General features: G+C 63.8%; 22 protein-coding genes. 18 read left to right on the forward strand and 4 right to left on the reverse strand.

Annotated features, from left to right (window positions below):
• Positions 1–69: 69 nt before the first annotated feature.
• The 11 genes from EOC94_RS10240 to EOC94_RS10295 all read left to right on the forward strand — a co-directional run bounded on the left by EOC94_RS10240 (position 70) and on the right by EOC94_RS10295 (position 11,616).
• Complete coding sequence (locus tag EOC94_RS10240; RefSeq protein ID WP_127290219.1) at positions 70–1,902, forward strand: DNA polymerase III subunit gamma/tau; 1,833 nt, start codon at positions 70–72, stop codon at positions 1,900–1,902.
• A gap of 26 nt (positions 1,903–1,928) precedes the next feature.
• Complete coding sequence (locus EOC94_RS10245) at positions 1,929–2,252, forward strand: YbaB/EbfC family nucleoid-associated protein (protein ID WP_023802083.1); 324 nt, start codon at positions 1,929–1,931, stop codon at positions 2,250–2,252.
• A 27-nt stretch (positions 2,253–2,279) separates the two neighbouring features.
• Positions 2,280–2,684 carry a hypothetical protein gene (locus tag EOC94_RS10250; RefSeq protein ID WP_095487816.1) on the forward strand — a complete coding sequence of 135 codons (405 nt, stop codon included), beginning with the start codon at positions 2,280–2,282 and terminating at the stop codon, positions 2,682–2,684.
• Positions 2,685–2,836: 152 nt separating this feature from the next.
• On the forward strand, positions 2,837–3,721 hold the full coding sequence (locus EOC94_RS10255) for a cell wall hydrolase (RefSeq protein WP_164759195.1): 885 nt from the start codon (positions 2,837–2,839) through the stop codon (positions 3,719–3,721).
• Between the two features lie 288 nt (positions 3,722–4,009).
• Positions 4,010–4,615, forward strand: a complete 606-nt coding sequence (gene recR / locus EOC94_RS10265; protein WP_095487818.1) for a recombination mediator RecR — start codon at positions 4,010–4,012, stop codon at positions 4,613–4,615.
• Positions 4,616–4,792: 177 nt separating this feature from the next.
• Positions 4,793–6,064: a lytic murein transglycosylase gene (locus EOC94_RS10270; RefSeq protein ID WP_127290435.1), complete on the forward strand. Its 1,272-nt coding sequence runs from the start codon at positions 4,793–4,795 to the stop codon at positions 6,062–6,064.
• A gap of 318 nt (positions 6,065–6,382) precedes the next feature.
• Positions 6,383–8,026, forward strand: a complete 1,644-nt coding sequence (locus EOC94_RS10275; RefSeq protein ID WP_127290221.1) for an ABC transporter substrate-binding protein — start codon at positions 6,383–6,385, stop codon at positions 8,024–8,026.
• Between the two features lie 18 nt (positions 8,027–8,044).
• The gene (locus EOC94_RS10280; RefSeq protein WP_095487821.1) at positions 8,045–9,112 is read left to right on the forward strand and encodes an ABC transporter permease; all 1,068 of its coding nucleotides are present in this window, start codon (positions 8,045–8,047) and stop codon (positions 9,110–9,112) included.
• A complete protein-coding gene (gene nikC, locus EOC94_RS10285) occupies positions 9,109–10,029 on the forward strand; it encodes a nickel transporter permease (protein ID WP_095487823.1) in 921 nt (306 codons plus the stop codon). The genes EOC94_RS10280 and nikC overlap by 4 nt, the downstream gene beginning before the upstream one ends.
• Positions 10,030–10,039: 10 nt before the next feature.
• Positions 10,040–10,873 carry an ABC transporter ATP-binding protein gene (locus EOC94_RS10290; RefSeq protein WP_127205374.1) on the forward strand — a complete coding sequence of 278 codons (834 nt, stop codon included), beginning with the start codon at positions 10,040–10,042 and terminating at the stop codon, positions 10,871–10,873.
• Positions 10,870–11,616, forward strand: a complete 747-nt coding sequence (locus EOC94_RS10295; RefSeq protein ID WP_127205373.1) for an ABC transporter ATP-binding protein — start codon at positions 10,870–10,872, stop codon at positions 11,614–11,616. The genes EOC94_RS10290 and EOC94_RS10295 overlap by 4 nt, the downstream gene beginning before the upstream one ends.
• Before the next feature lie 207 nt (positions 11,617–11,823).
• On the opposite strand, the gene EOC94_RS10305 is transcribed toward EOC94_RS10295, so the two are convergent.
• From EOC94_RS10305 to EOC94_RS10315, 3 genes are read right to left on the reverse strand one after another with little or no spacing between them, the layout of a single operon-like run.
• Positions 11,824–14,928, reverse strand: a complete 3,105-nt coding sequence (locus tag EOC94_RS10305; protein WP_127290223.1) for an efflux RND transporter permease subunit — start codon at positions 14,926–14,928, stop codon at positions 11,824–11,826.
• Positions 14,925–16,013, reverse strand: a complete 1,089-nt coding sequence (locus EOC94_RS10310) for an efflux RND transporter periplasmic adaptor subunit (protein WP_185928202.1) — start codon at positions 16,011–16,013, stop codon at positions 14,925–14,927. The genes EOC94_RS10305 and EOC94_RS10310 overlap by 4 nt, the downstream gene beginning before the upstream one ends.
• A complete protein-coding gene (locus EOC94_RS10315) occupies positions 16,010–16,993 on the reverse strand; it encodes an efflux RND transporter periplasmic adaptor subunit (protein WP_245329988.1) in 984 nt (327 codons plus the stop codon). The genes EOC94_RS10310 and EOC94_RS10315 overlap by 4 nt, the downstream gene beginning before the upstream one ends.
• Between EOC94_RS10315 and EOC94_RS34535 the strand changes: the two genes are divergently transcribed.
• Positions 16,962–17,345, forward strand: coding sequence for a hypothetical protein (locus tag EOC94_RS34535; RefSeq protein WP_245465535.1), 384 nt, complete (start codon positions 16,962–16,964; stop codon positions 17,343–17,345). The genes EOC94_RS10315 and EOC94_RS34535 overlap by 32 nt on opposite strands.
• A 62-nt stretch (positions 17,346–17,407) precedes the next feature.
• The gene (locus EOC94_RS10320; RefSeq protein WP_127290227.1) at positions 17,408–18,685 is read left to right on the forward strand and encodes a 4-aminobutyrate--2-oxoglutarate transaminase; all 1,278 of its coding nucleotides are present in this window, start codon (positions 17,408–17,410) and stop codon (positions 18,683–18,685) included.
• Between the two features lie 9 nt (positions 18,686–18,694).
• On the opposite strand, the gene EOC94_RS10325 is transcribed toward EOC94_RS10320, so the two are convergent.
• Complete coding sequence (locus EOC94_RS10325; protein WP_127290229.1) at positions 18,695–19,948, reverse strand: FAD-dependent oxidoreductase; 1,254 nt, start codon at positions 19,946–19,948, stop codon at positions 18,695–18,697.
• 456 nt (positions 19,949–20,404) lie between these two features.
• On the opposite strand from EOC94_RS10325, the gene EOC94_RS10330 reads away from it, so the two are divergent.
• The 5 genes from EOC94_RS10330 to EOC94_RS10350 all read left to right on the forward strand — a co-directional run bounded on the left by EOC94_RS10330 (position 20,405) and on the right by EOC94_RS10350 (position 25,390).
• Positions 20,405–21,697: an imelysin family protein gene (locus EOC94_RS10330; protein ID WP_185928211.1), complete on the forward strand. Its 1,293-nt coding sequence runs from the start codon at positions 20,405–20,407 to the stop codon at positions 21,695–21,697.
• Between the two features lie 129 nt (positions 21,698–21,826).
• Entirely contained in the window at positions 21,827–22,138 is a 312-nt protein-coding gene (locus EOC94_RS10335) for a (2Fe-2S)-binding protein (protein ID WP_126103762.1), read from the forward strand.
• Complete coding sequence (gene bfr / locus EOC94_RS10340; RefSeq protein ID WP_077377191.1) at positions 22,104–22,589, forward strand: bacterioferritin; 486 nt, start codon at positions 22,104–22,106, stop codon at positions 22,587–22,589. Before EOC94_RS10335 ends, bfr begins: the two co-directional genes overlap by 35 nt.
• A gap of 12 nt (positions 22,590–22,601) precedes the next feature.
• Positions 22,602–24,209 carry a di-heme oxidoredictase family protein gene (locus tag EOC94_RS10345; protein ID WP_127290231.1) on the forward strand — a complete coding sequence of 536 codons (1,608 nt, stop codon included), beginning with the start codon at positions 22,602–22,604 and terminating at the stop codon, positions 24,207–24,209.
• 89 nt (positions 24,210–24,298) lie between these two features.
• Positions 24,299–25,390 (forward strand): imelysin family protein, encoded by a 1,092-nt coding sequence (locus tag EOC94_RS10350; protein WP_245465536.1) that lies wholly within the window; start codon positions 24,299–24,301, stop codon positions 25,388–25,390.
• The last annotated feature ends 2 nt before the right edge of the window (positions 25,391–25,392 follow it).

A 25,392-nucleotide genomic window follows, 5' to 3' on the forward strand; every position in this document is an offset into this window, starting at 1 on the left:
GCCCTGCGGGCGAAACTATGCGCAGGAATCGGCCGCCTGCAGCGGCGGCCCTTGGAGCTTTACGGGCGAATGAGCGAAGCCGGAAATTCGGGAACGGAAAAGGCCGCCGCCTATCGCGTTCTGGCGCGCAAATACCGTCCTGCGAACTTCTCCGAGCTGATCGGCCAGGAGCCGATGGTCCGCACCCTCACCAACGCCTTCGCCACCGGCCGCATCGCCCAGGCCTGGATGCTGACCGGCGTGCGCGGTGTCGGCAAGACGACGACGGCACGCATTCTGGCGCGGGCGCTCAATTACAAGACCACCACTGTCGACCAGCCTTCGGTCGATCTTGCCGTTCCGGGTGAGCACTGCCAGGCGATCATGGAAGGCCGCCATGTCGACGTCATCGAGATGGACGCTGCCTCGCACACCGGCATCGACGATATCAGAGACATCATCGAGCGCGTGCGCTACGCGCCGGTGTCGGCGCGCTACAAGGTCTACATCATCGACGAAGTGCACATGCTCTCGACCCAGGCCTTCAACGGCCTGCTGAAGACGCTGGAAGAGCCGCCGCCGCACGTCAAATTCATCTTCGCCACCACCGAAATCAGAAAAGTTCCGATCACCGTTTTGTCGCGCTGCCAGCGCTTCGATCTCAGGCGTATCGATGCCGGCGCGCTGGTCGCGCATCTCTCCTCGATCGCCGCTAGGGAAGGCATTGCGGTCGACGACGACGCGCTGGCGATGATCGCCCGTGCGGCCGAAGGCTCGGCGCGCGATTCGCTGTCCATCCTCGACCAGGCGATCGCCCATGGCAGCGGTACTGTCAGTGCAGAGGCGGTGCGCGCCATGCTCGGGCTGGCCGACCGCGCCCGCATCGTCGACCTGTTCGAATATGTGATGAAGGGCGACGTGGCGGCCGCCTTGGCCGAGTTCCGCAACCAATACGATACCGGCGCCGATCCGGCCGCGGTGCTGACCGACCTTGCCGAGTTCAACCACCTCGTCACGCGACTGCGCTTCGTGCCGACTGCCCTCGATGACGCCTCGCTGTCCGAGGACGAGCGCCGGCGCGGCGCCGACTTCGCCAAGGCGCTGTCGGTCAGGGTAATGTCGCGGACCTGGCAGATGCTGTTGAAAGGCATTCCCGAGGTGCAGTCTTCCAATCGGCCGGTCAGCGCCGCCGAAATGGTGCTGATCCGGCTGGCCCATGCCGCCGACTTGCCGACATTGGACGAGGCATTGAAATCGCTGGAGGGCACAGCATTGGTGCCGAACGGCGCGCCACGCTCGAATGGTGCGCCCGCAAATACTGGCCCGGCAAGTCCCGGCCCAGCAAGTGCCGGTAATGGCGGCGGCGCCAGCGCCGTGGCCCAGACGCGGATGCCGACGGCCAATGGCGGCGCGCAGACCATGCGGCTGGTCGAGCCCGAGCCGATGCCTGCAGCCTTCGTTCCCGCGCCGGAGCCGATTGCGGATGCGCCGCCAGTGCCGGTGAAATCGCTGGCCGATATCGTCGCGCTTGCCGACGCCCAGCGCGACATGGCCTTCAAGGTGCTGGTGAAGCGCTGCGTGCGCTTGGTGCGCATCGAGCCGGGCCGCATCGACGTCAGCTTGACCGATGACGCGCCGAAAATGCTGCTCAACGATCTGACCGCCAAATTGCGCGCCTGGACAGGCCGCAGCTGGCTGGTGTCGCTGTCGAAGGAAGAGGGCGGTCAGACGCTGGCCGAAATGGAATCGACCAAACGCGAAAACGCCCTCCTCGATGCCAAGAGCGACCCGACCGTCGCCGCCATCCTGGCGCGGTTTCCCGGCGCCAAGATCATCGACGTGCGCATTCCCGACGCACCGGAAGCCGATGCGGTCGAGGCCGAAGTTCCGGTCGAGCCGGCGGCGGACGACGACGAAACCTGATACAGATCAATCTAGAGGACCACGCGATGAAAGATCTTCTCGGCCTGATGGGCAAAGCGAAGGAAATGCAGGCCAAGTTCCAGGCCATGCAGGACGAGATCGCCACGCTGGAAGCCACCGGGCAGGCCGGCGGCGGCTTGGTCAGCGTGACGCTGACCGGCAAATTCGAGATGAAGTCGCTGAAAATCGACCCGTCTCTGTTCAAGGAGGACGAGGTCGAGATTCTGGAGGATCTGCTTCTCGCCGCCCACAATGACGCCAGGGCCAAGGTCGAGCAGATGATGCAGGAAAAGACCCAGGCACTGACCGCGGGACTGCCGATACCCCCGGGAATGAAGCTGCCGTTCTAGATCTGAGCTTTAGCGTTCAGCGGCGCCATGACCAAAGAGCCATCAGCCAGGTTGATAGAGCAGCGCCTCCGAAACAGGATCTATGAGATCCTGGAAATCCTGGCCGACTGCGATGCGGGCGTGAATCTCGTTGGAATCAATGGCTATTTCAATCTCTTCGACGATTTCCTCCATCGTCCGTCCATCGAATCCGGCATGTCCGTCCTGTCGAAGGATGAACGTGCCATCGTGCTGGAAATCGCCCATCTTCTAGAAGAAGCCTGCGTGGCTATGCCCGATTTCACCAAGGCTGAGTTCGTCGAAAGCGGCTGGCCGCGGCAGATTGCGCCGAAAGCGACGGTCGCACGGATGCTGTTCCTGCAACGCGGGCTGTTTTCGGAGGAGTTCGATGAGGCCGAACCCGGGCAACGGTTCGTGCCGTCAGCCAGTTAAATCTGCCCTCTATCGGGTGTGTCTGTTCTGCCACTTTCCGCTTAATAACGCTTTAGCCATCTTTTTGCCTGAAAGTGTCTCATTCTTGCCGCAGCCTGGGCGGGCTGGCAGCAGAAACGAGGGGATACCTGTTGATCTCTACCCGATGGAAGATGCCGTTGTTGCTCGGCGTCGTCACGTCTCCGCTGTTTTTGGCCGCCTGCAGTCAGACCACCTCGCATGGCCTGTCCGTGGCCAGTCTGACCGATGCCGTCAGGTCCCGGCCCTCCAGTCACACAGCGAAGGACAAGGAGTGCCTCCAGCGCGCGATGTTCTTCGAATCCAACCGGTCGAGCCGTGACGGCATGATTGCCGTTGGCACCGTGGTCATGAACCGGCTGCGCTCCGGCAAGCACGGCAACACCATCTGTCAGGTGGTCGGCGAGCGCGGGCAGTTTGCGCCGGGCGTGATGACACGGCGGATGAATTCGAAGGCGATGCCCGATGTCGAGGAGGCCGCCGAGGCGGTGCTCAAGGGCGAGCGCAAGGCCAAGCTGAAGAACACGATGTTCTTTCACACCGCCGGCCTGCGCTTCCCCTACAAGAACATGCACTACACGATGGTTGCCGGCGGCAACGCCTTCTATGAAAAGCGCGGCCGGAACTGGAAGCCGCTGCCGGACGAGCCCACGGTCGCGGTGGCACAAGCCACGCCGCGGGCGCCGGCGGCCACCGCTCCGGTGACGCTCGTCGCCTCCGCGGCGCCGGTTCCCAAAGCAACACCCGCCAAGGCAACCTATGTGACCGCGATCGCATCGCAGCCGGTAAAGCCGACTCTGGAGAAGGTGACGCCACAGAAGGCGACCCTTGTTGCGATGCAAGAACCGATGCAGGAGCCGGACGCGGCCCGTTTCGGCGGCACGGCCGACACCCGGCCTGTCACCTCGTTCCCGGCCGCGTCGGCCGAGCCGACAATGGCGTTTGAATCGACCCCCGAGAACACCGACGCCATCGGTGCGATGATCGCCGGCCAGACCCGGCCGCTGGAAGAAAACTGAGGCGGTCGACGTCGGCGCCGCCCCTCATCTGGCTGCCATCTTCTCCCCGTATTAGTGACGGGGAGAAGGACGCTCTCGTCGATGATTTCGCCAATCGTCAGCCTTGCAGGAAGGGTGCCGAGGTCGCGGTCTGCCCTTTCTCCCCGTCACTATACGGGGAGAAATGCCCGGCAGGGCAATGAGGGGCGGCGCAAGCCGACGCGATTGTCCCGCAGCAGCGTCGTTGCGTTGAACATCACCCGCCGCTGCGGTGTTTCAAAACCCATTGAAAAATCCTAAACCGATGCGATGTCGAAGCGAATCGCCGGTCCCGAGATCGAACGCCTGATCCAGCTCCTGGCCAAGGTGCCGGGGCTCGGTCCCCGTTCGGCCAGGCGAGCCGCACTCCACCTCATCAAGAAGAAGGAGCAGCTGCTGGCGCCGCTCGCCGCCGCCATGAGCGAGGCGGTCGACAAGGTGCGCATCTGCTCGACCTGCGGCAATGTCGACACGTCCGACCCCTGCATGATCTGCACCGATCCGCGCCGTGACCCCGGCACGCTCATCGTCGTCGAGGACGTGGCCGACCTGTGGGCGCTGGAGCGGGCGGCCGCCATGAATGTCCGCTACCACGTGCTCGGCGGCTCGTTGTCGCCGCTCGACGGCATCGGCCCCGAGCAGCTCAACATTCGCTCGCTGGTCGACCGCGTCGCCGGCGGCGAGGTCAAGGAGGTGATCCTCGCCGTCAACGCCACGGTCGAGGGCCAGACCACCGCGCACTATCTCACCGACCAATTGTCCGGCTTCGACATCAAGGTAACGCGGCTGGCGCATGGCGTGCCGGTCGGCGGCGAGCTCGACTATCTCGACGAAGGCACGCTGGCCGCGGCGCTGCGCTCGCGTACGGCGTTTTGAGGCGATTGGGGGAGGGGTATTCTTGAGATGATTGCATTCTTTCGCGCCCCTCTCTGTCCTGCCGGACATCTCCCCCACACGGGGGGAGATCGGACGTCACGCCGGCTTTCGCTAACCTTCAACGCTGGAGAAAAGCTGCCATCGCCAAAGCTGCCAATCTCCCCCCAAGTGGGGGAGATGTCCGGCAGGACAGAGGGGGGCGCGACAGAACGTCGACTTTGCGGATTGGCGTTCTTTCTTGCTACGCTCGTTGTCCTCCTCCTCGCCACCCCCGCCTCCGCAGCAAAAATCGACGACCAGTTTCACGCCTGGCTGCAAGGCGACCTCTGGCCCGAAGCCAACGCCAAAGGCATCTCCAGAAAAACCTTCGACGCCGCCTTCGACGGCGTCAAGCCGAACCTCAAACTGCCCGACCTGGTGATGCCGGGCAAAAAAGCGACGACACCGCAGAAGCAGCATCAGGCGGAGTTCGGTTCGCCCGGCGCCTATTTCGCCGAAAAGACGGTTCGCGCCGTCACATCAGGCGGTCGGTCGCGCGCGGCGGCCAATGCCAGGACGATCGCCGCGATCGAGAAACGCTACGGCGTGCCGGGCGAGGTGCTGCTGGCGATCTGGGGCCGCGAGACCGGCTTCGGCGCGGCGAAAATGCCTTACGATGCTTTCGAAGTGCTGGGCACCAAGGCGTTCATGGCGACCAGGAAGGACTTCTTTCGCACCGAGTTGCTCGCAGCGCTCGAGATCGTCGAGCGTGGGCTGGCCCCTGTCAGCGCGATGAAGTCGTCCTGGGCAGGCGCGCTCGGCCAGCCGCAGTTCATGCCGAGTTCGTTCCTGAACCATGCCGTCGATTTCGATGGCGATGGTCGGGCCGACATCTGGAACTCGGTGCCGGACACGCTGGCCTCGATCGCCAACTATCTCGTCCACTATGGTTGGGTGAAGGGCCGCGGCTGGGGTTTCGAGGTGACTGTGCCTGAAACGGTTTCCTGCTCGCTCGAAGGTCCGGACCAGGGCAAGAGGATTTCCGAATGGGCTGATATGGGCATCAAGCGGGTCGCGGCAAAGCCGTTTCCGGCGCGCGAGTTGAAGGCCGAAGGCTTTCTTTTGATGCCGGCCGGCCGTAGCGGCCCGGCCTTCATCGTCACGCCCAATTTCTACGTGCTGAAGCAATACAACACCAGCGATCTCTACGCCCTGTTCATCGGCCACGGCGCTGATCGCATCGCCCATGGCGACAGCAATTTTTCCGGCAGCTGGGGCGCGGTCGGCGGGCTCCACAGGTCGGACATCGCCACCTTGCAGCGCGCGCTGGAGGCCGAGGGCTACGATGTCGGCAGCGCCGACGGCCTGCCCGGTTTCAAGACGCGCCGCTCGATCGGCAAGTGGCAGGCCGGGAACGGTCGCGCCGCCACCTGTTTTCCCGACGCCGACTTGGTCACCGCGTTGAAATAGCTGCACTCCGGGTGTCGCGCCACGGCCGTGGTGGCTGCCCGATCTGGTCCAACCAACAGCTTTGCAAATGCTCGTTGCCGTGCTTGAAAGCGCCGGATATGGTGAGGCGGAACTGGGCAAAAATTGCCGCGACAACCGGTCCAGGGGCCATCGTTCGGTTAGAGCGCCGCGTCCGTTGGACGCGCAAAGGACGCTCTAAGACTTTGGACTACACATCGTGCTTTCCGAAAATCGATTCCGATTTTCGGGCCGATGTGGCAAAGAACGCTGCAACCCTGAGCCGGGAACTCAGGTCAACAAAACAGGGAACAGTTAAAAATGATGATGGAAAAGTTTGCTCTACGCTCCCGCTTCTTGCTCGCGGGCGCAGCCATGTCCGCGCTGCTTCTGGCCGGCGCGCCTGCCTTTGCCGTGACGCCCGCCGACACGCTGGTCGAGGGTTTCGCGATCGACGACATCATCTCCATGGATCCGGGCGAAGCGTTTGAGCTGTCGACCGCCGAGGTCACCGGCAACACCTATGACCTGCTCGTCCGCCTCGACTTGAGCGATACGTCCAAGGTCAAGGGCGATCTCGCCGAAAGCTGGACGGTCTCCGACGACGGCCTGGTCTATACTTTCAAGCTCAAGCCCGGCCTGAAATTTGCCTCGGGCAATCCGATCACGGCGGCGGACGTCGCCTATTCGTTCGAGCGCGCCATCAAGCTCGACAAGAGCCCGGCCTTCATCATCGGACAGTTCGGCATCAATGGCGACAACGTTGCCGATAAAGCCAAGGCTGTCGATGACACGACGTTCCAGTTCACTGTCGACAAAGCCTATGCGCCGAGCTTCGTCTTGAACTGCCTGTCGGCGACCGTCGCCTCGGTCGTCGATGCCAAGCTCGTCAAGGAGCATGTCGCCGCGGTCACGCCGAGCGCCGACTACAAATACGACAATGACTTCGGCAACGCGTGGCTGAAGACCGGCTATGCCGGCTCGGGCGCCTTCAAGCTGCGCGAATGGCGGGCCAATGAGGTCGTCGTCATGGAGCGCAACGACAATTATCACGGCGAAAAGGCCAAGCTTGCCCGCGTCATCTACCGCAACATGAAGGAAAGCTCGGGCCAGCGCCTGGCGCTCGAGGCCGGCGACATCGACGTTGCCCGCAATCTGGAGCCGAACGACCTCGACGCCATCGCCAAGAATGCCGATCTCACCACCACCAGCGCGCCGAAGGGCACGGTCTATTACATCAGCCTCAATCAGAAGAACCCGAATCTCGCCAAGCCCGAGGTTCGCCAGGCCTTCAAATATCTCGTCGACTATGATGCCTTGAGCTCGACCATCCTCAAGGGCATCGGTGAGATCCACCAGACCTTCCTGCCCAAAGGCGTGCTCGGCGAACTGGACGAGAACCCGTTCAAATTCGATCTCGCCAAGGCCAAGGAACTGCTCGCCAAGGCCGGTCTCGCCGACGGTTTCAGCGTCACCATGGACGTGCGCAACACCCAGCCGGTGACCGGCATGGCGGAATCGTTCCAGCAGACGCTGGGACAGGCCGGCGTCAAGCTGGAGATCATTCCCGGCGACGGCAAGCAGACGCTGACCAAATACCGCGCCCGCAACCATGACATCTATATCGGCCAGTGGGGCCAGGATTATTTCGATCCAAACTCCAACGCCCAGACTTTCGCCAGCAACCCCGACAATTCGGATGAAGGCAAGACCAAGACGCTGGCCTGGCGCAACGCCTGGGACATTCCGGACTTGAGCAAGGAAACCGAAGCAGCCTTGCTCGAGAAGGATCCGGCCAAGCGCGCCGCAATGTACCAGGATCTGCAGAAGAAGATCCTCGAAACCAGTCCTTTCATCATCGTTCACCAGCAGCTGGAAGTGGCCGGCCTGCGCAAGAACCTCAAGGGCTTCGCGCTCGGCCCGAGCTTCGACACCAACTTCGTCGGCCAGATCTCCAAGGAATGACGCCGGCGGACGCGCCGCATGAGCACTGTTGAAAGCGAAGCGACGGCAGGGCGCGGCAGCGCCCGTGCTGTCGCTGTCGCGTCGTCGATCGCCCGCTTCCTGGTCATCGCGGTAACCACCTATCTCGGTCTTCTCGCGGTGACCTTCTTCATCGGCCGGGTGATCCCGATCGACCCGGTGCTGGCGGTGCTCGGCGACCGGGCGCCGGCCAATGTCGTCGAGCGCACACGCCGCGAGATGGGGCTCGACCTGCCGCTGATCGAGCAGTTCTACATCTATGTGAAGAATGCCCTGAACGGCAATTTCGGCACATCGGTGCTGACCACCAATCCGGTGATGACCGACATCCGCCGCGCCTTTCCGGCGACGATCGAGCTGGCGACGCTGGGGACGCTGATCGGTTCGGTGATCGGCGTGCCGCTCGGCGTGCTGGCCGCCGTCAAGCGCGGCAGCATCATCGACCAGATCGTGCGCATCATCGGCCTGGTCGGCTACTCCGTGCCGATCTTCTGGCTGGGATTGCTGGCGCTTGTGCTGTTCTATGCCAAGCTGCAATGGGTGGCTTTTCCCGGCCGCCTCGACATCGTCTACGAATACACCTTCACGCCGATCACCGGCTTCTATCTTCTGGATGCTCTGTGGCAGCGGCAGTGGGATGTGTTTTTCGATGCCTTTCGCCACATCATCCTGCCGGCCTCGTTGCTCGGCTATTTCTCGCTTGCCTATGTCAGCCGGATGACTCGCTCGTTCATGCTGAACGAGCTTGCCCAGGAATACATCGTCGCAGCGCGCGCCAAAGGCCTGTCGGAGACACGCATCATCTGGGGGCACGCGCTGCGCAACGCGGCGGTGCCGATGGTCACCGTGATTGCGCTTTCCTATGCCGGCCTGCTCGAAGGCTCGGTGCTGACCGAGACCGTGTTTTCATGGCCGGGTATCGGCCTCTACATCACCAATTCCCTGCAGAACGCCGACATGAACGCGGTGCTCGGCGGCACCATCGTCATCGGCTCGGTCTTCATCGGCATCAATCTCCTGTCCGACCTGCTCTACCGAGTGCTCGATCCGAGGACCAAAGTGAGATGAGCGCAGAGGCGATACAAAGCCGTCGCGACTGGCTGCTCAGCGAGCGGCCGGCATCGCGCATGCAGGCAAGGCTCGGCCGCGCCTATGTGGCGTGGCGGCGCTTTTCCGCCAACCGGCTGGCGTTTCTCGGCCTGCTCATCATCATCGCTTTGCTGGTGGTCGCGGCCTTTGCCGATGTGCTGGCGCCCTATTCGCCGACAATCGGCGACCTCAAGGGCTCGCGCCTCCTGGCGCCGAGTGCCGAGCATTGGTTCGGCACCGACGACCTCGGCCGAGACATCCTTTCGCGCGTCATCTTCGGCTCGCGATGGACGCTCTACGTCGTCATTCTCGTCGCCGTCATTGCCGCCCCTATCGGCCTGCTGGTCGGCACGGTCGCCGGCTATGCCGGCGGCTGGATCGATGCGATCCTGATGCGCATCACCGACATCTTTCTGGCCTTTCCGAAGCTGATCCTGGCGCTGGCCTTTGTCGCCGCACTTGGCCCCGGCATCGAGAACGCAGTGCTCGCCATCGCCATCACCTCGTGGCCGCCTTACGCGCGCATTGCCCGCGCCGAAACGCTCACCGTGCGCAATTCGGATTACATCAAGGCGGTGCAATTGATGGGTGCCTCGCCGTTCCGCATCGTGCTTCGCCACATCATGCCGCTCTGCATCTCGTCGCTGATCATCAGGGTGACGCTCGACATGGCCGGCATCATCCTGACCGCCGCCGGTCTCGGCTTCCTCGGCCTCGGCGCGCAACCGCCGCTGCCGGAATGGGGCGCGATGATCGCGTCGGGCCGCCGCTTCGTGCTCGACCAGTGGTGGGTGGCCGGTGCGCCGGGCTTTGCCATCCTCATCGTCAGCCTCGGCTTCAACCTGCTCGGCGACGGCCTGCGCGATGCGCTCGACCCCCGGAGTGGTGATCAATGAGTAGCGACCAATGAGCACGCTGCTGGAGGTCGACGATCTGCGCGTCACCTTTCCGACGCGCACCGGCCTGATCGAGGCAGTGCGCGGCGTCTCCTTCTCGCTTGGTCGCGAGCGGCTCGGCATCGTCGGCGAGAGCGGTTCCGGCAAGTCGCAGACCGGCCGCGCCATCATGGGCCTGACCCCGCCGCAGGCCGAGGTCACTGCCAACAAACTTGCCTTCGACGGCATCGACCTGCTTGCAGCGCCGCCCCGCGACCGCCGGGCGCTGCGCGGAAAACGCATCGCCATGATCCTGCAGGATCCGAAATACTCGCTCGACCCGGTGATGAGCATCGGCCGCCAGATCGTCGAGACGCTGCGCACGCATGAGAAGGCCGGCAAGGCCGAAGCCCGCGACCGCGCGCTCGCCATGCTGGAGGCCGTGCAGATCCGTGATCCGGCCCGTGTCTTCGACCTGCATCCGCACGAGGTCTCGGGCGGCATGGGCCAGCGCGCCATGATCGCCATGATGCTGATTGCCGGGCCGGAAATGATGATCGCCGACGAGCCGACCTCGGCGCTGGACGTCACCGTGCAGCTCGACGTGCTCGGCATCCTCGACAAGCTGGTCAGCGAGCGCGGCATGGGGCTGATCTTCATCTCGCACGATCTGCGCCTGGTCTCGTCCTTCTGCGACCGGGTGATCGTCATGTATGCCGGCAAGGTGGTCGAGCAGCTGGCGGCGTCGGAGCTCGGCCGCGCCCAGCATCCCTATACGCGCGGGCTGCTCAACTGCATGCCCAAGATCGGTGCCGACCGCCACCCGCTGCCCGTGCTCGACCGCAAGCCGGAGTGGGCGGCATGACTTCGGCCCTTTCCGTCGACAGGCTGGAGGTGATCTTCGACCGTTTTCGCGCGCTGAAGGGCGTCAGCCTCGACGTGCTGTCAGGCGAATCCTTCGGCCTGGTCGGCGAATCCGGCTCCGGCAAATCGACGCTTCTCAGGGCAATCGCCGGCCTCGCACCGGCCGCTTCGGGCAGCATCACCGTCAACGGAAAAAGACTCGGCGCGCGCCGTGACAAGGCTTTCTATCGTGAGGTGCAGATGGTCTTCCAGGACCCTTACGGCTCGTTGCATCCGCGCCAGACCGTCGACCGCCTGCTGCAGGAGCCGCTCGCCATCCACGGCTTTGCGGATGGTGAGAAACGCATCCAGCGGGCGCTGGACGAAGTCGGCCTAGGGACCGGCTTCCGCTTCCGCTATTCGCATCAATTGTCGGGCGGCCAGCGCCAGCGCGTCGCCATCGCGCGGGCGCTGATCCTCGAGCCGTCGATCCTGCTGCTCGACGAGCCGACCTCTGCACTCGACGCTTCGGTGCAGGCCGAAGTGCTCAACCTGCTGGAAGAGATCCGGCGTCGGCGCAAGCTGACCTTCCTGATGGTCAGCCACGACCTCGCCATCATCACCCATATGTGCGAGCGGCTGATGGTGATGCAGAATGGCGAGGCGGTCGAACACCTCACCGCGGACGATCTCGTCCGGCGTCACGTGACGAAGGACTACACGCGCAACCTGCTCAGGGCGAGCGAAGGGTTTGTGAGGGTGTAGTTTTCTGCGTCGAGCTCCGTCGCGCCCCCCTCTGTCCTGCCGGACATCTCCCCCACAGGTGGGGAGATTGGCCGTCATCGATGGCTTCGCCTATCGTCACAGGAGTGAGCGCGGCGCCGAAACCGCAGATCTCCCTCCTTGTGGGGGAGATGTCCGGCAGGACAGAGGGGGGCGCGAAGGAACGCGACGCAATTCGCAAGCGCCCTGTCAGGCCACGCTGCCTGTAGGAACCTCGTCGCCACCGTTTGGGCTCGTGTCGTCTTCCGGCGTCGTCTTAGGCTCCTTGATCCTGAACCACGTCACATAAAGCGCCGGCAAGAACAGCAGCGTGATCGCCGTGCCGGCGATGATGCCGCCCATCATGGCATAGGCCATCGGCCCCCAGAACACTTCGCGCGCGATCGGGATCAGCGCCAGGCTGGCGGCCGCCGCCGTTAGCGCGATCGGCCGCATGCGATGCTCGGTCGCCTCGATGACGGCTGCCCAGCGGTCCTTGCCCTCGGCGACAAGTTGCTCGATCTGCACGATCAGGATGACCGAGTTGCGGATCAGGATGCCGATCAGCGCCAGCACGCCAAGGATGGCGACGAAGCCGAGCGGCGCCCCGCTCGGTACCAGTGCCGCCACCACGCCGATCAGGCCGAGCGGCGCCACCGCCACGACTAGGAACAGACGCTGGAAGCTCTGCAACTGCACCATCAGGATGGTCGCCATGACAAACAGCATCAGCGGCACCACGGCAGCGATCGGCCCCTGGCTGTTGGCGCTTTCTTCGACCGAGCCGGCGGTGGCGATCGAATAGCCCGGCGGCAATTTGGTGATGAAGGCGTCGACAGACGGCTTCAACTCGTTGACCACGGTGGCGGGCAGCACGTCGCCGACCAGACCGGCGCGCACGGTGATGGTCGGGATCCGGTCGCGGCGCCACACCGTCGGCTGTTCGAGCTCGTAGCGGAAGTTCGCCACCGCAGCGAGCGGGATCGCCTCGCCTGTCCCGGTCGGCAACTGCATGTTCTGCAGCGTGCCGATCGAACCCCGTTCGGCCTCGCGCGAGCGGGCCACCACGTTGATCAGATAGGTCGCGTCGCGCACCTGGGTGATGGTGGAGCCACCCACCGTGCTGTTCAGCGCGCTGGCAATGTCCGAAGAGGTGATGCCGAGTTGCCGTGCCTTATCCTGCAGCACGTCGACCCTCAGCACGCGCTCGGGCTCGTTCCAGTCGAAAGTGGGTGCGGCCAGCTTCGGATTGGCGGAAATGATGCCGGCGAATTCCTGCGCCAGCGTCCGTACCGTCTGGACGTCAGGACCGCCGACGCGGTACTGCACCGGCCGCCCGACCGGCGGCCCGAGCTCGAGCGGCTTGACGAAGGCGTCGGTGCCGACGAACTCGTCGCGCAGCAGCTTTTCCAGGGCCGGCTTGACCCGGTTGCGCGCCTCGATGCTCTTGGTGACGATGACGGTCTGGCCGAAATAGGGATTGCCCGGCTGCACATCATAGGTCAGCACGAAGCGAACCGCGCCCTGGCCGATATAGGAGCTGAAGCGGTCGACATCGGAATTGCCGACCAGAGCCCGCTGCTCGAAGCGCTCCATCTGGTCCCGGGTCTCGGCGATCGAGGAGTTCTGCGGCAGGTTCCAGTCGACGATCAGTTCCGGCCGGTCGGATGGTGGAAAGAACTGCTGCTGGACGAGGCCGAAGCCGGCCAGCGAAGCCCCGAACAACAGCACGGTTGCGATGATGGTCAGCCAGTGATGACGCACCGAGCCGACGAGGATGCGTCGGAACAGCGCGGTGAAGCGGCCGGGCTTTTCATGATGCTGCTTCATCGTCGCCGGCAGGATGGTGACGCCGAGCAGCGGTGCAAACAGCACCGCGACGATCCATGACACCAGCAGCGACACGGCGATGACGACGAACAGCGTGAATGTGTATTCGCCGGCGGCGCTGTTGTTGAGGCCGATCGGGATGAAGCCGGCGACCGTCACCAGCGTGCCGGTCAGCATCGGGAAAGCGGTCGAGGTGTAGACATAGGTCGCCGCCTTGCGCAGATTGTCGCCGACTTCCAGCCGCGCCACCATCATCTCCACCGCGATCATGGCGTCGTCGACCAGCAGGCCGAGCGAGATAATCAGCGCGCCGAGCGAAATGCGCTGCAGCGATATGCCGAGATAGGCCATGACCGTGAAGGTGATGGCCAGCACCAGCGGGATCGACAGCGCCACCACAAATCCGGCGCGCATGCCGAGGCTGATGAAGGACACGGCAAGCACGATGGCGACCGCCTCGAACAGGGCGCGGGTGAAGCCTGAAACCGCCTCCTCGACGATGACAGGCTGGTCGGCGACCAGATGCACGCCGACGCCGATTGGCAGGTCGGCCAGCACCTTATTCATCTCCTCGTGCAGGGCCTCGCCGAACTCCAGCAGATTGGCGTTGGGCTTCATGCCGATGGCGAGGCCGATCGCGTCCTGCCCGTTGAAGCGGAACAAGGCCGTCGGCGGGTCGACATAGCCGCGCGAAATCGTCGCCACGTCGCTCAGCCGGAAGAAGCGATCGTTGACGCGCAAATTGATGGCGCGAAGGCTCTCTTCCGAGGTGAACTGGCCGCTCACACGCACGCTGATGCGCTCCGGCCCGGACTGGATGACGCCGGACGGCGTGATCGCGTTCTGCGCCTGCAGGCTGGCCACGATCGCCTGCTGGTTGAGGCCGAGAGCCGCGATCTGGCGGGTCGAGAATTCGAGGTAGATCGCTTCGTCCCGGGCACCGACCAGATCGACCTTGCCGGCATTCGGCACGGCCAGGATCTTTGTCCTGACATCCTCGACATAGTCGCGCAACTGGCGCGGCGTCAGCCCGTCGGCGGTGAAGGCATAGATGTTGCCGTAGACGTCGCCGAAGCGGTCGTTGAAGAACGGTCCCTGCACGCCTTGCGGAAACTGCGCCCAGATGTCGTTGACCATGTTGCGCACCTGCAGCCAGGTCGGCACGACATCGCGCGCCCTGGTCGTCGGCTTCAGGTTGACGAAGATGACGGTCTTGCCGGCTGAGGTGACGGATTTGGTATAGTCGAGGCTGTCGAGCTCTTCGAGCTTCTTCTCGATGCGGTCGGTTACTTGCCGCACCGTCTCGTTGACCGATGCGCCGGGCCAGTTGGCCTGGATGACCATGGTCTTGATGGTGAAGGCGGGGTCTTCCTCTCGGCCGAGATTGAGATAGGCAAAGACGCCGGCCACGACGAAGACCAGCATGAAATACCACACCAGCGAACGATGGCTCAGCGCCCAATCGGAGAGGTTGAAGCCCTTCACGTAGCCCCTCCCTCAGGGATCTTGACCTTCTGTCCCTCGGTCAGGCTGTGGACGCCGGCGGTGACGACGCGCATGCCGGCATCGAGGCCCTCGGCGACGGTGAAGGTGGCGGCGCCCTTGGCTGCAATTTTGATGTCGCGGGCACTCACGCTCGATGTCTGCTGGTCGACGATCCAGACTTTTTGTCTGCCGTTCTTCTCCAGCAGCGCCGAAAGCGGCAACTCGATCGTCGGCGCGATCTTGGCCATGCGGGTCGCCGTCACCGTCGAGCCAAGCCTGAATGCCGGCGGCGGATCGATGAGCGTCAGCCGGATGCGGCGCGTTCGGGTCGAACCTTCGGCTTGCGGGGCGATCTCGCGCAGCCTGGCTTCGCTGCGTATCGTCGGCAGCGATTGCAGGATGATCTGGAAGGGCGTGCCGACGGCGAGATCGCCGGTCAACTGGTCGGGAATGTCGACGACTGCTTCACGCGGGTCGGAGCGCGCCACCGTGACGACGGTCTGGCCGGGCGAGACCGTCTGGCCGACCTCGGCGCCGACGGCGGTGACCACGCCATCGAAGTCCGAGAACAACCTGGTATAGCCAAGCTGCTCCTGCGATTTGGCAAGGGCCGCATTGGCCCGCTCGATGCCGGCCGCGGCGGCCTGCCTGGCTTGCTGCGCGGCGTCGAAGACGGCTTGCGAGGTGTTGGCGGCGGCAAGCAACTGGCGCTGGCGCTCCTCGCTGGCGGCGGCATTGGCAAATTGCGCCTGCGCGTTGGAGAGTTCCGCCTTCGCCGCCTGCTCGGCAAGCTCCAGCGCCGTCGGATCGAGCGCCGCGATCGTCGTGCCCTTGGTGACGATATCGCCGACCTTGACATCGCGGGCGACGACCCGGCCAAGCAGGCGGAAGGCAAGATCGGCGCTGAATTGCGGTTCGACGGATCCGGCGAAGCCGAAGGTCTCTATGGTGCGTGGCTCGACCACCACCGACAGCACCGGTCGGATGATCTCGGGCGGCTTCTCTTCCGATTGCGAGCAGGCGCCGAGCACCAGCCCAAACAGGGCAGGGACAAGCGCGGTAGCGCTGCGCAGGAACCGGTTCATTGCCCCGCTCCCGCTATCTCGACGGTCTGGCCGGGGCTGAGCAACTGGCCGCCGGCGGTGACGACGGTTTGACCTGCCTCCAGTCCCTTGTCGATGACGACCGAGCCGGATCCAAAGGCAAGCACCTCCACCTGTGCCGTTGTCACCGCCTTGGTCGATTGATCTACGACCCAGACGGCCGGCTTGCCGTCGCTCAAGGTCAATGCCTGCCACGGCAGGATCACTGCTTTCAACGGCTGGGCGCTGACCGAGCCGATGACGGCCGCGCCCAGCGGCATGCCTGCGGGCGTGTCGGGAATGGCGACCTTGACCCGGATCGAGCCTGAAGCCGGATCGACCGCTGGCGAGATTTCGCGCACCTTGCCCATCGCCTTGATCTGCGGATCCGACAACAGTGTGATTGTCACCGCCGGTGCTGCCGGCGTCTTGGCGACCAGCGTTTCCTCTACGTTGAAGACCGCATCGCGGTCGCCGTCCTCGGCAAGGGTGAAGACGGTCTGCGCCGCCTGCACCACCTGCCCTGCTTCGACCTGGCGCACTGTGATCACGCCTGCCGCACCCGCCTTGAGTTCGGTGAAGGAAAGGTTCTCTTTTGCATTGGCGAGCGCGCTTTGAGCGGCATCGACGCTGCCTCGCGCCACCTTCGACGCCTGCTCGGCCGCATCATAGTCGCGCCTGGTGGTGTAGCCCCGGGCAAGCAGTGTCTTTTGCCGTTCGAAGGCGGCGGCGGCCTGGGTCAATTGCGCCTGCGCGGCGTCGAGATCGGCTTGCGCCGAGCGCAGGTCAAATTCCTGTTCCTGCGGATCGATGCGGGCAAGCACGGCGCCTTGATCGACATGCTGGCCGACATCGACAAGCCGTTCGGCGACGCGGCCGCCGACCCGGAACGACAGATTGTTCAGCGTGCGCGCCGCGATCGCGCCGGTGAGCGAAGTCCTTGGCGCATAGTTGGCGATCGCCACCGTCTCCGTGCGCACCATGACCGGCAATTTCTTCGCCGCCGCCTCCTGCTTCTGGCAGCCGGCCAGAAGCAAAGGCAGCGTTGCCATCGCGCAGGCAAGAATTGTGGATGCAGGAAAAGACAAATGGCTGGGGGTTTTGACCGATGGCGGCGAGGCGGACGATGTCGCGTTCCTGCTCATGGCTCCCTCAACCGCGCGGGCCGCTCCCTATGGCAAGACGGCGCGGACAATGGCGAGGATAATTGATCCCCGCGAAAAGGAAACCTCTCCTCGTACGCGTATAGGCGGTTTGTTTAAGCCGCCAGTGAACGCAACGGCAGCAGGCCCAATGGCCCGCCGCCAGTGCCAACTTGAGGAAAACGTGAAATAAGGCCAGAACAATTCCCGGCAGTCATCCAAACAAGAACGGGCGCCGGCCCGGCGAGGGACATCATGAAGAATTCAGCCATTTCCGAACGTAAGAACCAGTCCATCTCTCGCGGCGTCGGCATGACCACGCAGATCTATGCCGACCGCGCCGAAAACTCGGAAATCTGGGATGTCGAGGGCCGTCGCTATATCGACTTCTCGTCCGGTATCGCCGTCGTCAACACCGGCCATCGTCACCCAAAGGTGATCGAGGCGGTCAAGGCGCAGCTCGACCGTTTCACCCATACCTGCCACCAGGTGGTGCCCTATGAGAGCTATGTCAGACTGGCCGAACGGCTGAACGGAATGCTGCCGGGCAAGTTCGACAAGAAGACGATCTTCGTCACCACCGGCGCCGAGGCGGTGGAGAACGCCATCAAGATCGCCCGCAACGCCACCGGCCGCTCGGCGGTCATCGCCTTTGCCGGCGGCTTCCATGGCCGCACCTTCATGGGCATGGCGCTGACCGGCAAGGTCGTGCCCTACAAGGTCGGCTTCGGCGCCATGCCGGCCGATGTCTTCCACGCGCCGTTCCCGGTGGCGCTGCACGGGGTCTCGGTCGCCGATTCGCTGGCCGCGCTCGACCGGCTGTTCAAGGCCGATATCGATCCGGCCCGTGTCGCCGCCATCATCGTCGAGCCGGTGCAGGGCGAGGGCGGCTTCTACGAGGCACCGCGCGACTTCATGACGGCACTGCGCAAGATCTGCGACCAGCACGGCATGCTGTTGATCGCCGACGAGGTGCAGACCGGCTTCGCCCGCACCGGAAAAATGTTCGCCATGGATCACCACGAAGTGGCGCCCGACATCACCACAATGGCCAAGAGCCTGGCCGGAGGCTTCCCGCTGTCGGCGGTCACCGGCCGCGCCGAGATCATGGATGCGCCGAACCCCGGCGGGCTCGGCGGCACCTATGGCGGCAACCCGATCGGCGTCGCCGCGGCGCATGCCGTGCTCGACGTGATCGAAGAGGAAAAGCTCTGCGACCGCGCCAACACGCTGGGCAACCGGCTGAAGCAGCGGCTGCAATCGATCCGCGACGACACGCCGGAGATCGTCGATATCAGAGGCCCCGGCTTCATGAACGCCGTCGAGTTCAACGATGTGAAGAAGGGCTTGCCGTCGGCCGAGATCGCCAATGCGGTCAGGCTCAAGGCGCTCGACAAGGGCCTGATCCTGCTCACCTGCGGCGTCTATGGCAATGTCATCCGCTTCCTCGCGCCGATCACCATCCAGGACGGCGTCATGAACGAAGCGCTCGACATCCTGGAAAGCTCGATCCGCGAAGTTCGCGCCGCCTGAGCGATACGACTATTCAGCGGCGCGGACAGTCTCTTCCTGCTGGAAGACGGCGAGCGCCGCCTTCAATCCGTCCGGTCCTGTCGCAACCGTCTGCGGCGTCGGCGAGAAGCCGGCGCCGAGCATCTTGCGGCCAAGCATATGGTCGCCCGGCCGGTTGACCGATTCGATGCCGAGCAGACGATTTCCAGCATAGTGGTAGATCGAGAATTTGTTCTCGTTGACGTCACCCAGCACGACATGGCTGTCGCCGCCCGAAATCAGGCCGACCATCTGCAGCTTCATGTCGCCGATGTCGGACCAGAACCATGGCACCGCCGCAAACGCGTCTGCATGGCCCAGCATGGTGCGCGCGGCAAGCCGCGCCTGATCGGTCGCATTCTGCACCGATTCCAGCCGCACATCGCCGCCGGTCAGCCAGTGCCGGTAGGAGGCGGCATCGCCGATGGCGAGGATTTCGGGCACCGAGGTGCGCATTTGCTGGTCGACGCGGATGCCGTTGGCGATGGTGATGCCTGCAGCTTGCGCCAGCTCGACGTTGGGCACGACGCCGATGCCGATTACGACCATCTGCGCCGGCAGGCGCTCGCCGTTCGAGCTGACAGCGGCCGAGACATGGCCGCTCTCACCTTCGAGCCGCGCAATGGTGGTTCCGGTGAGGATGCGCACACCAGTCGCTTCCAGCCGCTGCCGCACATGGCTCGCGATGATCGGCGCCACCGCCCGGCCAAGCAGCCGGTCGACCGCCTCGACCACGGGGACCTTGCGGCCGGCCGCTTTGAGCGTCGCGGCGATCTCCAGCCCGATGAAGCCGCCGCCTAAGATGACGACATCCTCGCTCTGCGCGCTCAATTCGCGGATCAGGCGCGCGTCGGCGAGCGAGCGCAGCGACACAACGCCTGAAAAATCCGAACCCGGCAGCGGCAGGATACGCGGTCGCGAACCGTTCGCCAGGATGAGCCGGTCGAAAGGCAGCACGCCACCACCTGATATTTCCAGCCTGCGTCCGCCGGCATCGATGCGATCGATGCGGACACCCGGCCGGTAGTCGATCGCGCTGCCGGTATAAAAGGCCTCGCCGCGCAGCGGCTGTGGTTTGGCCTCTTGATCCTTGATGAAGGTCTTCGACAGCGGCGGCTTGTGGTAGGGCAGTTCGTTCTCGTCGCTGACGAGGATCACCGGTCCGTCGTAACCGTCCTCGCGCAGGCTGGCGGCCGCTTGCACGCCCGCATGACCCGCACCGACAATGACCACACCGTTTTTCATCGCAGCCCCAATTCCTTAATCCAAGTCTAGGACGTCTCGCCAAGTGGCAATTGTCTGACGCCGCCGCAAGACCGCCTTTGCGGGTCGCACCCGGAACGGCGGTCCGTGAATAGTGCTGTTCAATGGCGGCACTATATATGCGGCTAAAGTTGACACTTGCAGTTTAGAATTATTCTAAACTGTTGTTTCGATTGGCTTTTCTTTCTGAAATTGATTGACTTCCGGCGCCTTCATCGCTTTATGGAAGCTTGCGTGTCAAGCGCATCCCTTTGATGTCTGGGCCTTGAACCCTTTCGATTGGAGGCATTTCGATGTCTTTCTTCCGCGAACCGCGCTATGTCGCGGCCTGTTTTTCGCCCAATGGCATGGGCTTGCCATGGCGCCGATTGCCTGCCGACGCGCCTTTGGCGCCGGCATTTCACTGAATTCCCGAGGGAGATGACAATCATGAGAGCGATGATCACGGCGCGATATGGCAGCAGGCTTGCAGCGATCGGCGCCACGGCGGCATTGACGGCGGCGATATTCGTGTTGCCGGCCAAAGCCGAGACCGATGCCAAGGCGGTCATCAAGACCTATTCCGATATTGCGCTCGCCAAATATGAGGATTCGCTGACCACGGCACAGGCGCTCGACAAGGCCGTCGACGCGCTGATCGCCAAGCCTTCGGTGGAAACGCTGACTGCCGCCCGAGAGGCCTGGAAGGCGTCGCGCGTTCCTTATCAGCAGACCGAAGTCTACCGCTTCGGCAACGCCATCGTCGACGACTGGGAAGGCAAGGTGAATGCCTGGCCGCTGGACGAAGGCCTGATCGACTATGTCGCCGCCGGCTACGGCACCGAGTCGGACGCCAATGCGCTCTACACCGCCAATGTGATCGCCAACAAGTCGATCGAGATCGACGGCAAGAAGATCGACGCCACCAATCTTACTCCGGAATTCCTCTCCGGCACGCTGCAGGAGGCCGGCGGCATCGAGGCCAATGTGGCGACCGGCTATCACGCCATCGAATTCCTGCTGTGGGGCCAGGACCTGCACGGCACCGGCCCGGGCGCCGGCGAACGGCCCTACACGAACTATGATCTCACCAACTGCACCGGCGGCAATTGCGATCGTCGCGCGCAGTACCTGAAGTCGGCCAGCGACCTTCTGGTTTCCGATCTGCAGGACATGGTCAACGACTGGAAGGAAGGCGGCGCCGCCCGCAAGAACCTTGCCGATGGCGAGCCGAAGACCGGCATCTCGACCATCCTCACCGGCATGGGCTCGCTGTCCTATGGCGAACTCGCCGGCGAGCGCATGAAGCTCGGCCTGCTGCTGCACGATCCGGAAGAGGAGCATGACTGCTTCTCCGACAACACCTATGATTCTCATCTCTACGATGCCGTCGGCATTCGCGCCGCCTATCGTGGCAGCTACACGCGTCTCGACGGCACCGTCGTCGAAGGCCCCTCGGTATCCGACATGGTCAAGGAGGCCGATCCGGCGATCGACAAGGAGCTGTCGGACAAGCTGGATGTCACCGTCGCCAAGATGGAAGCCATCAAGGCGCGGGCGCTTGGCGGCGAGGCCTATGACCAGCAGATCGGCGAAGGCAACACCGAAGGCAACGCCACCGTGCAGGCGGCGATCGATGCGCTGGTCGACCAGACCAAGTCGATCGAACGCGCCGTCGGCACTCTGAAACTCAATGCCATCGCCTTCGAGGGTTCGGACAGCCTCGATGCGCCAGACAAGGTGTTCCAGTAGGTCATCGATGCCCCGAGCCCGAACCGAGGGTCCGCATAGCAAATGAAAAACGGTTTTCGGAATCAGGCTCGACCAAGAAAATAAGCCACACGGCGCCGAGCACGCGCCGTCAGCCATACAGAGCAAATAATGCTGATCTGCCATTGCAACATCATCACCGAGAAGGAGATTGAGCAGACGATCGTCGGGCTGCTGGACCAGGATCCCTGGCAGCTTATCGTGCCGGCGAAGATCTATCATGCCATGCAGAAGCGTGGTCGCTGTTGCGGCTGCTTCCCAAATGTGGTCGAAACGATCATTCGGGTAACCGAAAATTACCACACCCGCTCGGAGGCGAGCGGCGTGGACATCGTTTCACACCTGGATCGCGTCAGAGGCCTGCGCGTCCAATACGGGAGCAGAACCCATGAAAGGCGAACAGCAGATCATAGAGCGGCTTAACGAGGCTCTATTTCTGGAACTTGGAGCAGTGAATCAGTACTGGGTGCATTTCCGGCTGCTGGAAGACTGGGGCTACGCCAAGCTGGCGAAGAAGGAACGCGCGGAATCGATCGAGGAGATGCACCATGCCGACCGGCTCGTGGCCCGCATCATCTTCCTTGAAGGTCATCCGAACCTGCAGTCGGTAGCGCCGCTGCGCATCGGACAGAATGTCAAGGAAGTGCTCGAATCCGATCTTGCCGGCGAGTACGACGCGCGCACCGCCTACAAGCGTTCGCGCGAGATTTGCGAAGAAGCAGGCGACTACGTGACGATGAAGCTGTTCGAAGATCTGCTGTCCGACGAGGAAGGTCACATAGACTTCCTCGAGACGCAACTCGACCTGCTCGCCTCGATCGGCGAGGAAAAATATGGCCAGCTCAACGCCGCATCGGCCGACGAGGCGGATTAGGGACATGCGGGAATGCGGCGCCGCTTAGATTTCTTGCGCCGCTTGCGGCGGGCCGAGGATTACGGCCTGCCTTCCCAGCAAAATCCGCGATACGGATGGCTTCGCGGGCTTTCGCTTGCCGTGGTGGTCGCGCTTACGGCCTCGGCGTTGGCCGGCGCGCCCGAACCGGCGGGCCTTGCCACCAGCCGTACCGATCTGACGCCGAAGGATCTGGCGCGCGTCATCGCCATCACCAAGCCGACATCAGATTTTTCCAAGCCCGAGCAGTTCGAGCCGATGCAGGGCGGCGCCGGCACATCGCGGAAGGACGTCAACAAGGACGCCTTCTCGCAGTCCTCCGCCAATATCACCTTCGAGGAAGAGGGCACCTTCAAGCTCGGCAATGCCCTTTTCCGCAAGAACTGGGTGTCGTCGCCCTCTTCGACGCAGGCATCGGACGGGCTTGGGCCGCTGTTCAACGAGCGGGCGTGCCAGAATTGCCATCTGAAGGACGGCCGCGGTCATCCGCCGGAAGGCGACAGCGGGACCACCTCCATGTTCCTGCGGCTGGCGCGGCAGGCGAGCACCGAGGAGGAGAAGGCAGTGCTGGCCGCCCGCAAGGTGCTCAACTTCCCCGATCCGGTCTACGGCTCGCAATTGCAGGACCTGGCCGTTCCGGGGCTACGGGGCGAAGGCAGGATGCGTGTCGACTATCAGGAGCAGAAAGTCACGCTGCCGGACGGCACCGTGGTTTCGCTGCGCAAGCCGAGCTATTCGGTCGATGATCTTGCCAACGGGCCGCTCGATCCGCGCACCACGCTTTCGCCGCGCCTGACGCCGCCGATGATCGGCCTTGGCCTGGTCGAGCAGATCGCCCCGGCGGACATTCTCGCCAATGCCGATCCGGACGATCGGAATAGTGATGGCATTTCCGGCAAGCCCAACATCGTGCGCGACGGCCAGAGCGGCGAGCCGACGCTCGGCCGCTTCGGCTGGAAGGGGCAGACGCCGTCGATCCGCCAGCAAGCGGCGGACGCATTCGCCGGCGACATCGGCATTTCGACGCCGGAAGTGCCGAATCACTGGGGCGATTGCAGCGCGGCCGAAAAGCCATGTCTTGCCATGCCCAACGGCGTGCAGGAGCGCCTTGGCCCGGTTGAGGCGCCGCCGCCGGTCATGGACCTCGTCACCTTCTATTCGCAAAACCTCGCCGTGCCGGCGCGGCGCGATCTCGACAAGCCCGAAGTGCTGGCCGGCAAGAAGCTGTTCTACGACATGGGCTGCATTTCCTGCCATACGCCGAAATTCGTCACCCGTCGCGGCACCCCCAATAAGGCGCAGGCCTTCCAGTTGATCTGGCCCTATTCCGACTTTCTGCTGCACGACATGGGGCCGGGGCTCGCCGACGGGCAGGCGGTGGGCGAGGCTACCGGCAGCGAATGGCGCACGCCGCCGCTGTGGGGCATCGGTCTTACCGAGACCGTCAACGGCAACAGCTTCTTCCTGCATGACGGGCGCGCGCGCACGTTGGCCGAGGCGATCCTGTGGCATGGCGGCGAGGGGCAGAAGGCGCGCGACCGCTTTGCCGCCGCCGATGCGGCCGATCGCGACGCACTGGTCAAATTCCTGGAGTCGTTGTGATGTCGAAGCGTCTAAGCAGGTTCCGCAAAAGTGTCCCACGGTGTTGCGGCAAGAACCTGCGACAAACAAAAGAATCTAAGCAGGCATTCGTGGGCCAGCCCACGAATGCCTGCTTAGCGCTTGCTGTGATTCTCCCGCTAGTCCTCGCCGGCGCATTGCCGGCGTCCGCCGCGGTCAAGGCCTCCGACGTGATCCAGCGGGCGATCGATGGCTTTGTCCGCCCGGCCTATGCACGCCTGCATGACCATGCGGACAGCCTGACAAAGGCAATGCGCACGCTTTGCGACGCGCCCTCGCAGGACCATCTCGATGCGGCGCGTGCCGAATTCTCCGGCACCGTGGATGCCTGGTCGGTCGTGGAGATCATCCGCATCGGACCGATCGCGCAGGACAACCGGCTGGAGCGCATGCTGTTCTGGCCGGACCGCAAGAGCATCGGCCTGAGGCAGGTGCAGGCGGCGCTGGCCAATAAAGATCAGACCGCCGCCGATCCGGCCCAACTGGCGACAAAGAGCGTCGCCATGCAAGGGCTCGGCGCGTTGGAATTCGTGCTTTACGGCGATGGCGCCGAGCGGCTCGCCGACAAGGACGATCCCTATCGCTGCGCTTACGGCGCCGCCGTCGCCGGCAACATCGAGACGATTGCCGCCGACGTCAGCGACGCCTGGAACAAGCCAAACGGTTTTGCAGCGCTTTGGGCCAATCCGGGCCCGCAAAACGCGCTCTACCGCGACGGCACCGAAGCGGTGACCGAACTGGTCGGCGTCTTCATCAACGAGCTGGAAATGGTCCGCGACGTGCGCCTGAAAGGCTTTCTGGGCAGCAATCCGCAAGCCGACAAGCCGAAACAGGCGATCTACTGGCGGTCGCAAAACACCGCGCGTTCGTTGACCGGCAATCTTTCGGGCATGGACGCGCTGTTCCAGGCCTCGCAGCTTGGCGACGCGCTGTCGCCTGACGCGCGCTGGATGGCGCAATCGATCCACATCCAGCTCGTCAACGGGGCCGCCGACGCCACGGCCATCAGAGGTCCAATCGACAAGGCGCTCACCGACCCGGCGCTGCGCCAGAAGCTCGATCATTTCTCGCTGGTGACGTCCAGCCTGACGACCCTGATCGGCACAAAGCTGACCGCCGAATTCGGCCTGACCGCTGGCTTCTCGTCGTTGGACGGAGACTGACT

Origin of the sequence: Mesorhizobium sp. M6A.T.Ce.TU.016.01.1.1 (genome assembly GCF_003997065.1) — a bacterium.
In the GTDB taxonomy this organism is placed as follows: domain Bacteria; phylum Pseudomonadota; class Alphaproteobacteria; order Rhizobiales; family Rhizobiaceae; genus Mesorhizobium; species Mesorhizobium mediterraneum.

Excerpts from the sequence above, each read along its gene's own strand:
- EOC94_RS10315 (WP_245329988.1), bottom strand. The coding sequence starts at position 16,993 with ATGGTGCGCACGGAGACGGTGGCGATCGCCAACTATGCGCCAAGGACT.
- EOC94_RS10330 (WP_185928211.1), top strand. The coding sequence starts at position 20,405 with ATGATCACGGCGCGATATGGCAGCAGGCTTGCAGCGATCGGCGCCACG.
- EOC94_RS10245 (WP_023802083.1), top strand. The coding sequence starts at position 1,929 with ATGAAAGATCTTCTCGGCCTGATGGGCAAAGCGAAGGAAATGCAGGCC.
- EOC94_RS10295 (WP_127205373.1), top strand. The coding sequence starts at position 10,870 with ATGACTTCGGCCCTTTCCGTCGACAGGCTGGAGGTGATCTTCGACCGT.
- nikC (WP_095487823.1), top strand. The coding sequence starts at position 9,109 with ATGAGCGCAGAGGCGATACAAAGCCGTCGCGACTGGCTGCTCAGCGAG.
- EOC94_RS10270 (WP_127290435.1), top strand. The coding sequence starts at position 4,793 with ATGTCCGGCAGGACAGAGGGGGGCGCGACAGAACGTCGACTTTGCGGA.
- EOC94_RS10255 (WP_164759195.1), top strand. The coding sequence starts at position 2,837 with ATGCCGTTGTTGCTCGGCGTCGTCACGTCTCCGCTGTTTTTGGCCGCC.
- EOC94_RS10345 (WP_127290231.1), top strand. The coding sequence starts at position 22,602 with ATGCGGCGCCGCTTAGATTTCTTGCGCCGCTTGCGGCGGGCCGAGGAT.
- EOC94_RS10310 (WP_185928202.1), bottom strand. The coding sequence starts at position 16,013 with ATGAACCGGTTCCTGCGCAGCGCTACCGCGCTTGTCCCTGCCCTGTTT.
- EOC94_RS10335 (WP_126103762.1), top strand. The coding sequence starts at position 21,827 with ATGCTGATCTGCCATTGCAACATCATCACCGAGAAGGAGATTGAGCAG.
- EOC94_RS10275 (WP_127290221.1), top strand. The coding sequence starts at position 6,383 with ATGATGATGGAAAAGTTTGCTCTACGCTCCCGCTTCTTGCTCGCGGGC.
- EOC94_RS10250 (WP_095487816.1), top strand. The coding sequence starts at position 2,280 with ATGACCAAAGAGCCATCAGCCAGGTTGATAGAGCAGCGCCTCCGAAAC.
- EOC94_RS10240 (WP_127290219.1), top strand. The coding sequence starts at position 70 with ATGAGCGAAGCCGGAAATTCGGGAACGGAAAAGGCCGCCGCCTATCGC.
- bfr (WP_077377191.1), top strand. The coding sequence starts at position 22,104 with ATGAAAGGCGAACAGCAGATCATAGAGCGGCTTAACGAGGCTCTATTT.
- EOC94_RS10290 (WP_127205374.1), top strand. The coding sequence starts at position 10,040 with ATGAGCACGCTGCTGGAGGTCGACGATCTGCGCGTCACCTTTCCGACG.
- recR (WP_095487818.1), top strand. The coding sequence starts at position 4,010 with ATGTCGAAGCGAATCGCCGGTCCCGAGATCGAACGCCTGATCCAGCTC.
- EOC94_RS10320 (WP_127290227.1), top strand. The coding sequence starts at position 17,408 with ATGAAGAATTCAGCCATTTCCGAACGTAAGAACCAGTCCATCTCTCGC.
- EOC94_RS10325 (WP_127290229.1), bottom strand. The coding sequence starts at position 19,948 with ATGAAAAACGGTGTGGTCATTGTCGGTGCGGGTCATGCGGGCGTGCAA.
- EOC94_RS10280 (WP_095487821.1), top strand. The coding sequence starts at position 8,045 with ATGAGCACTGTTGAAAGCGAAGCGACGGCAGGGCGCGGCAGCGCCCGT.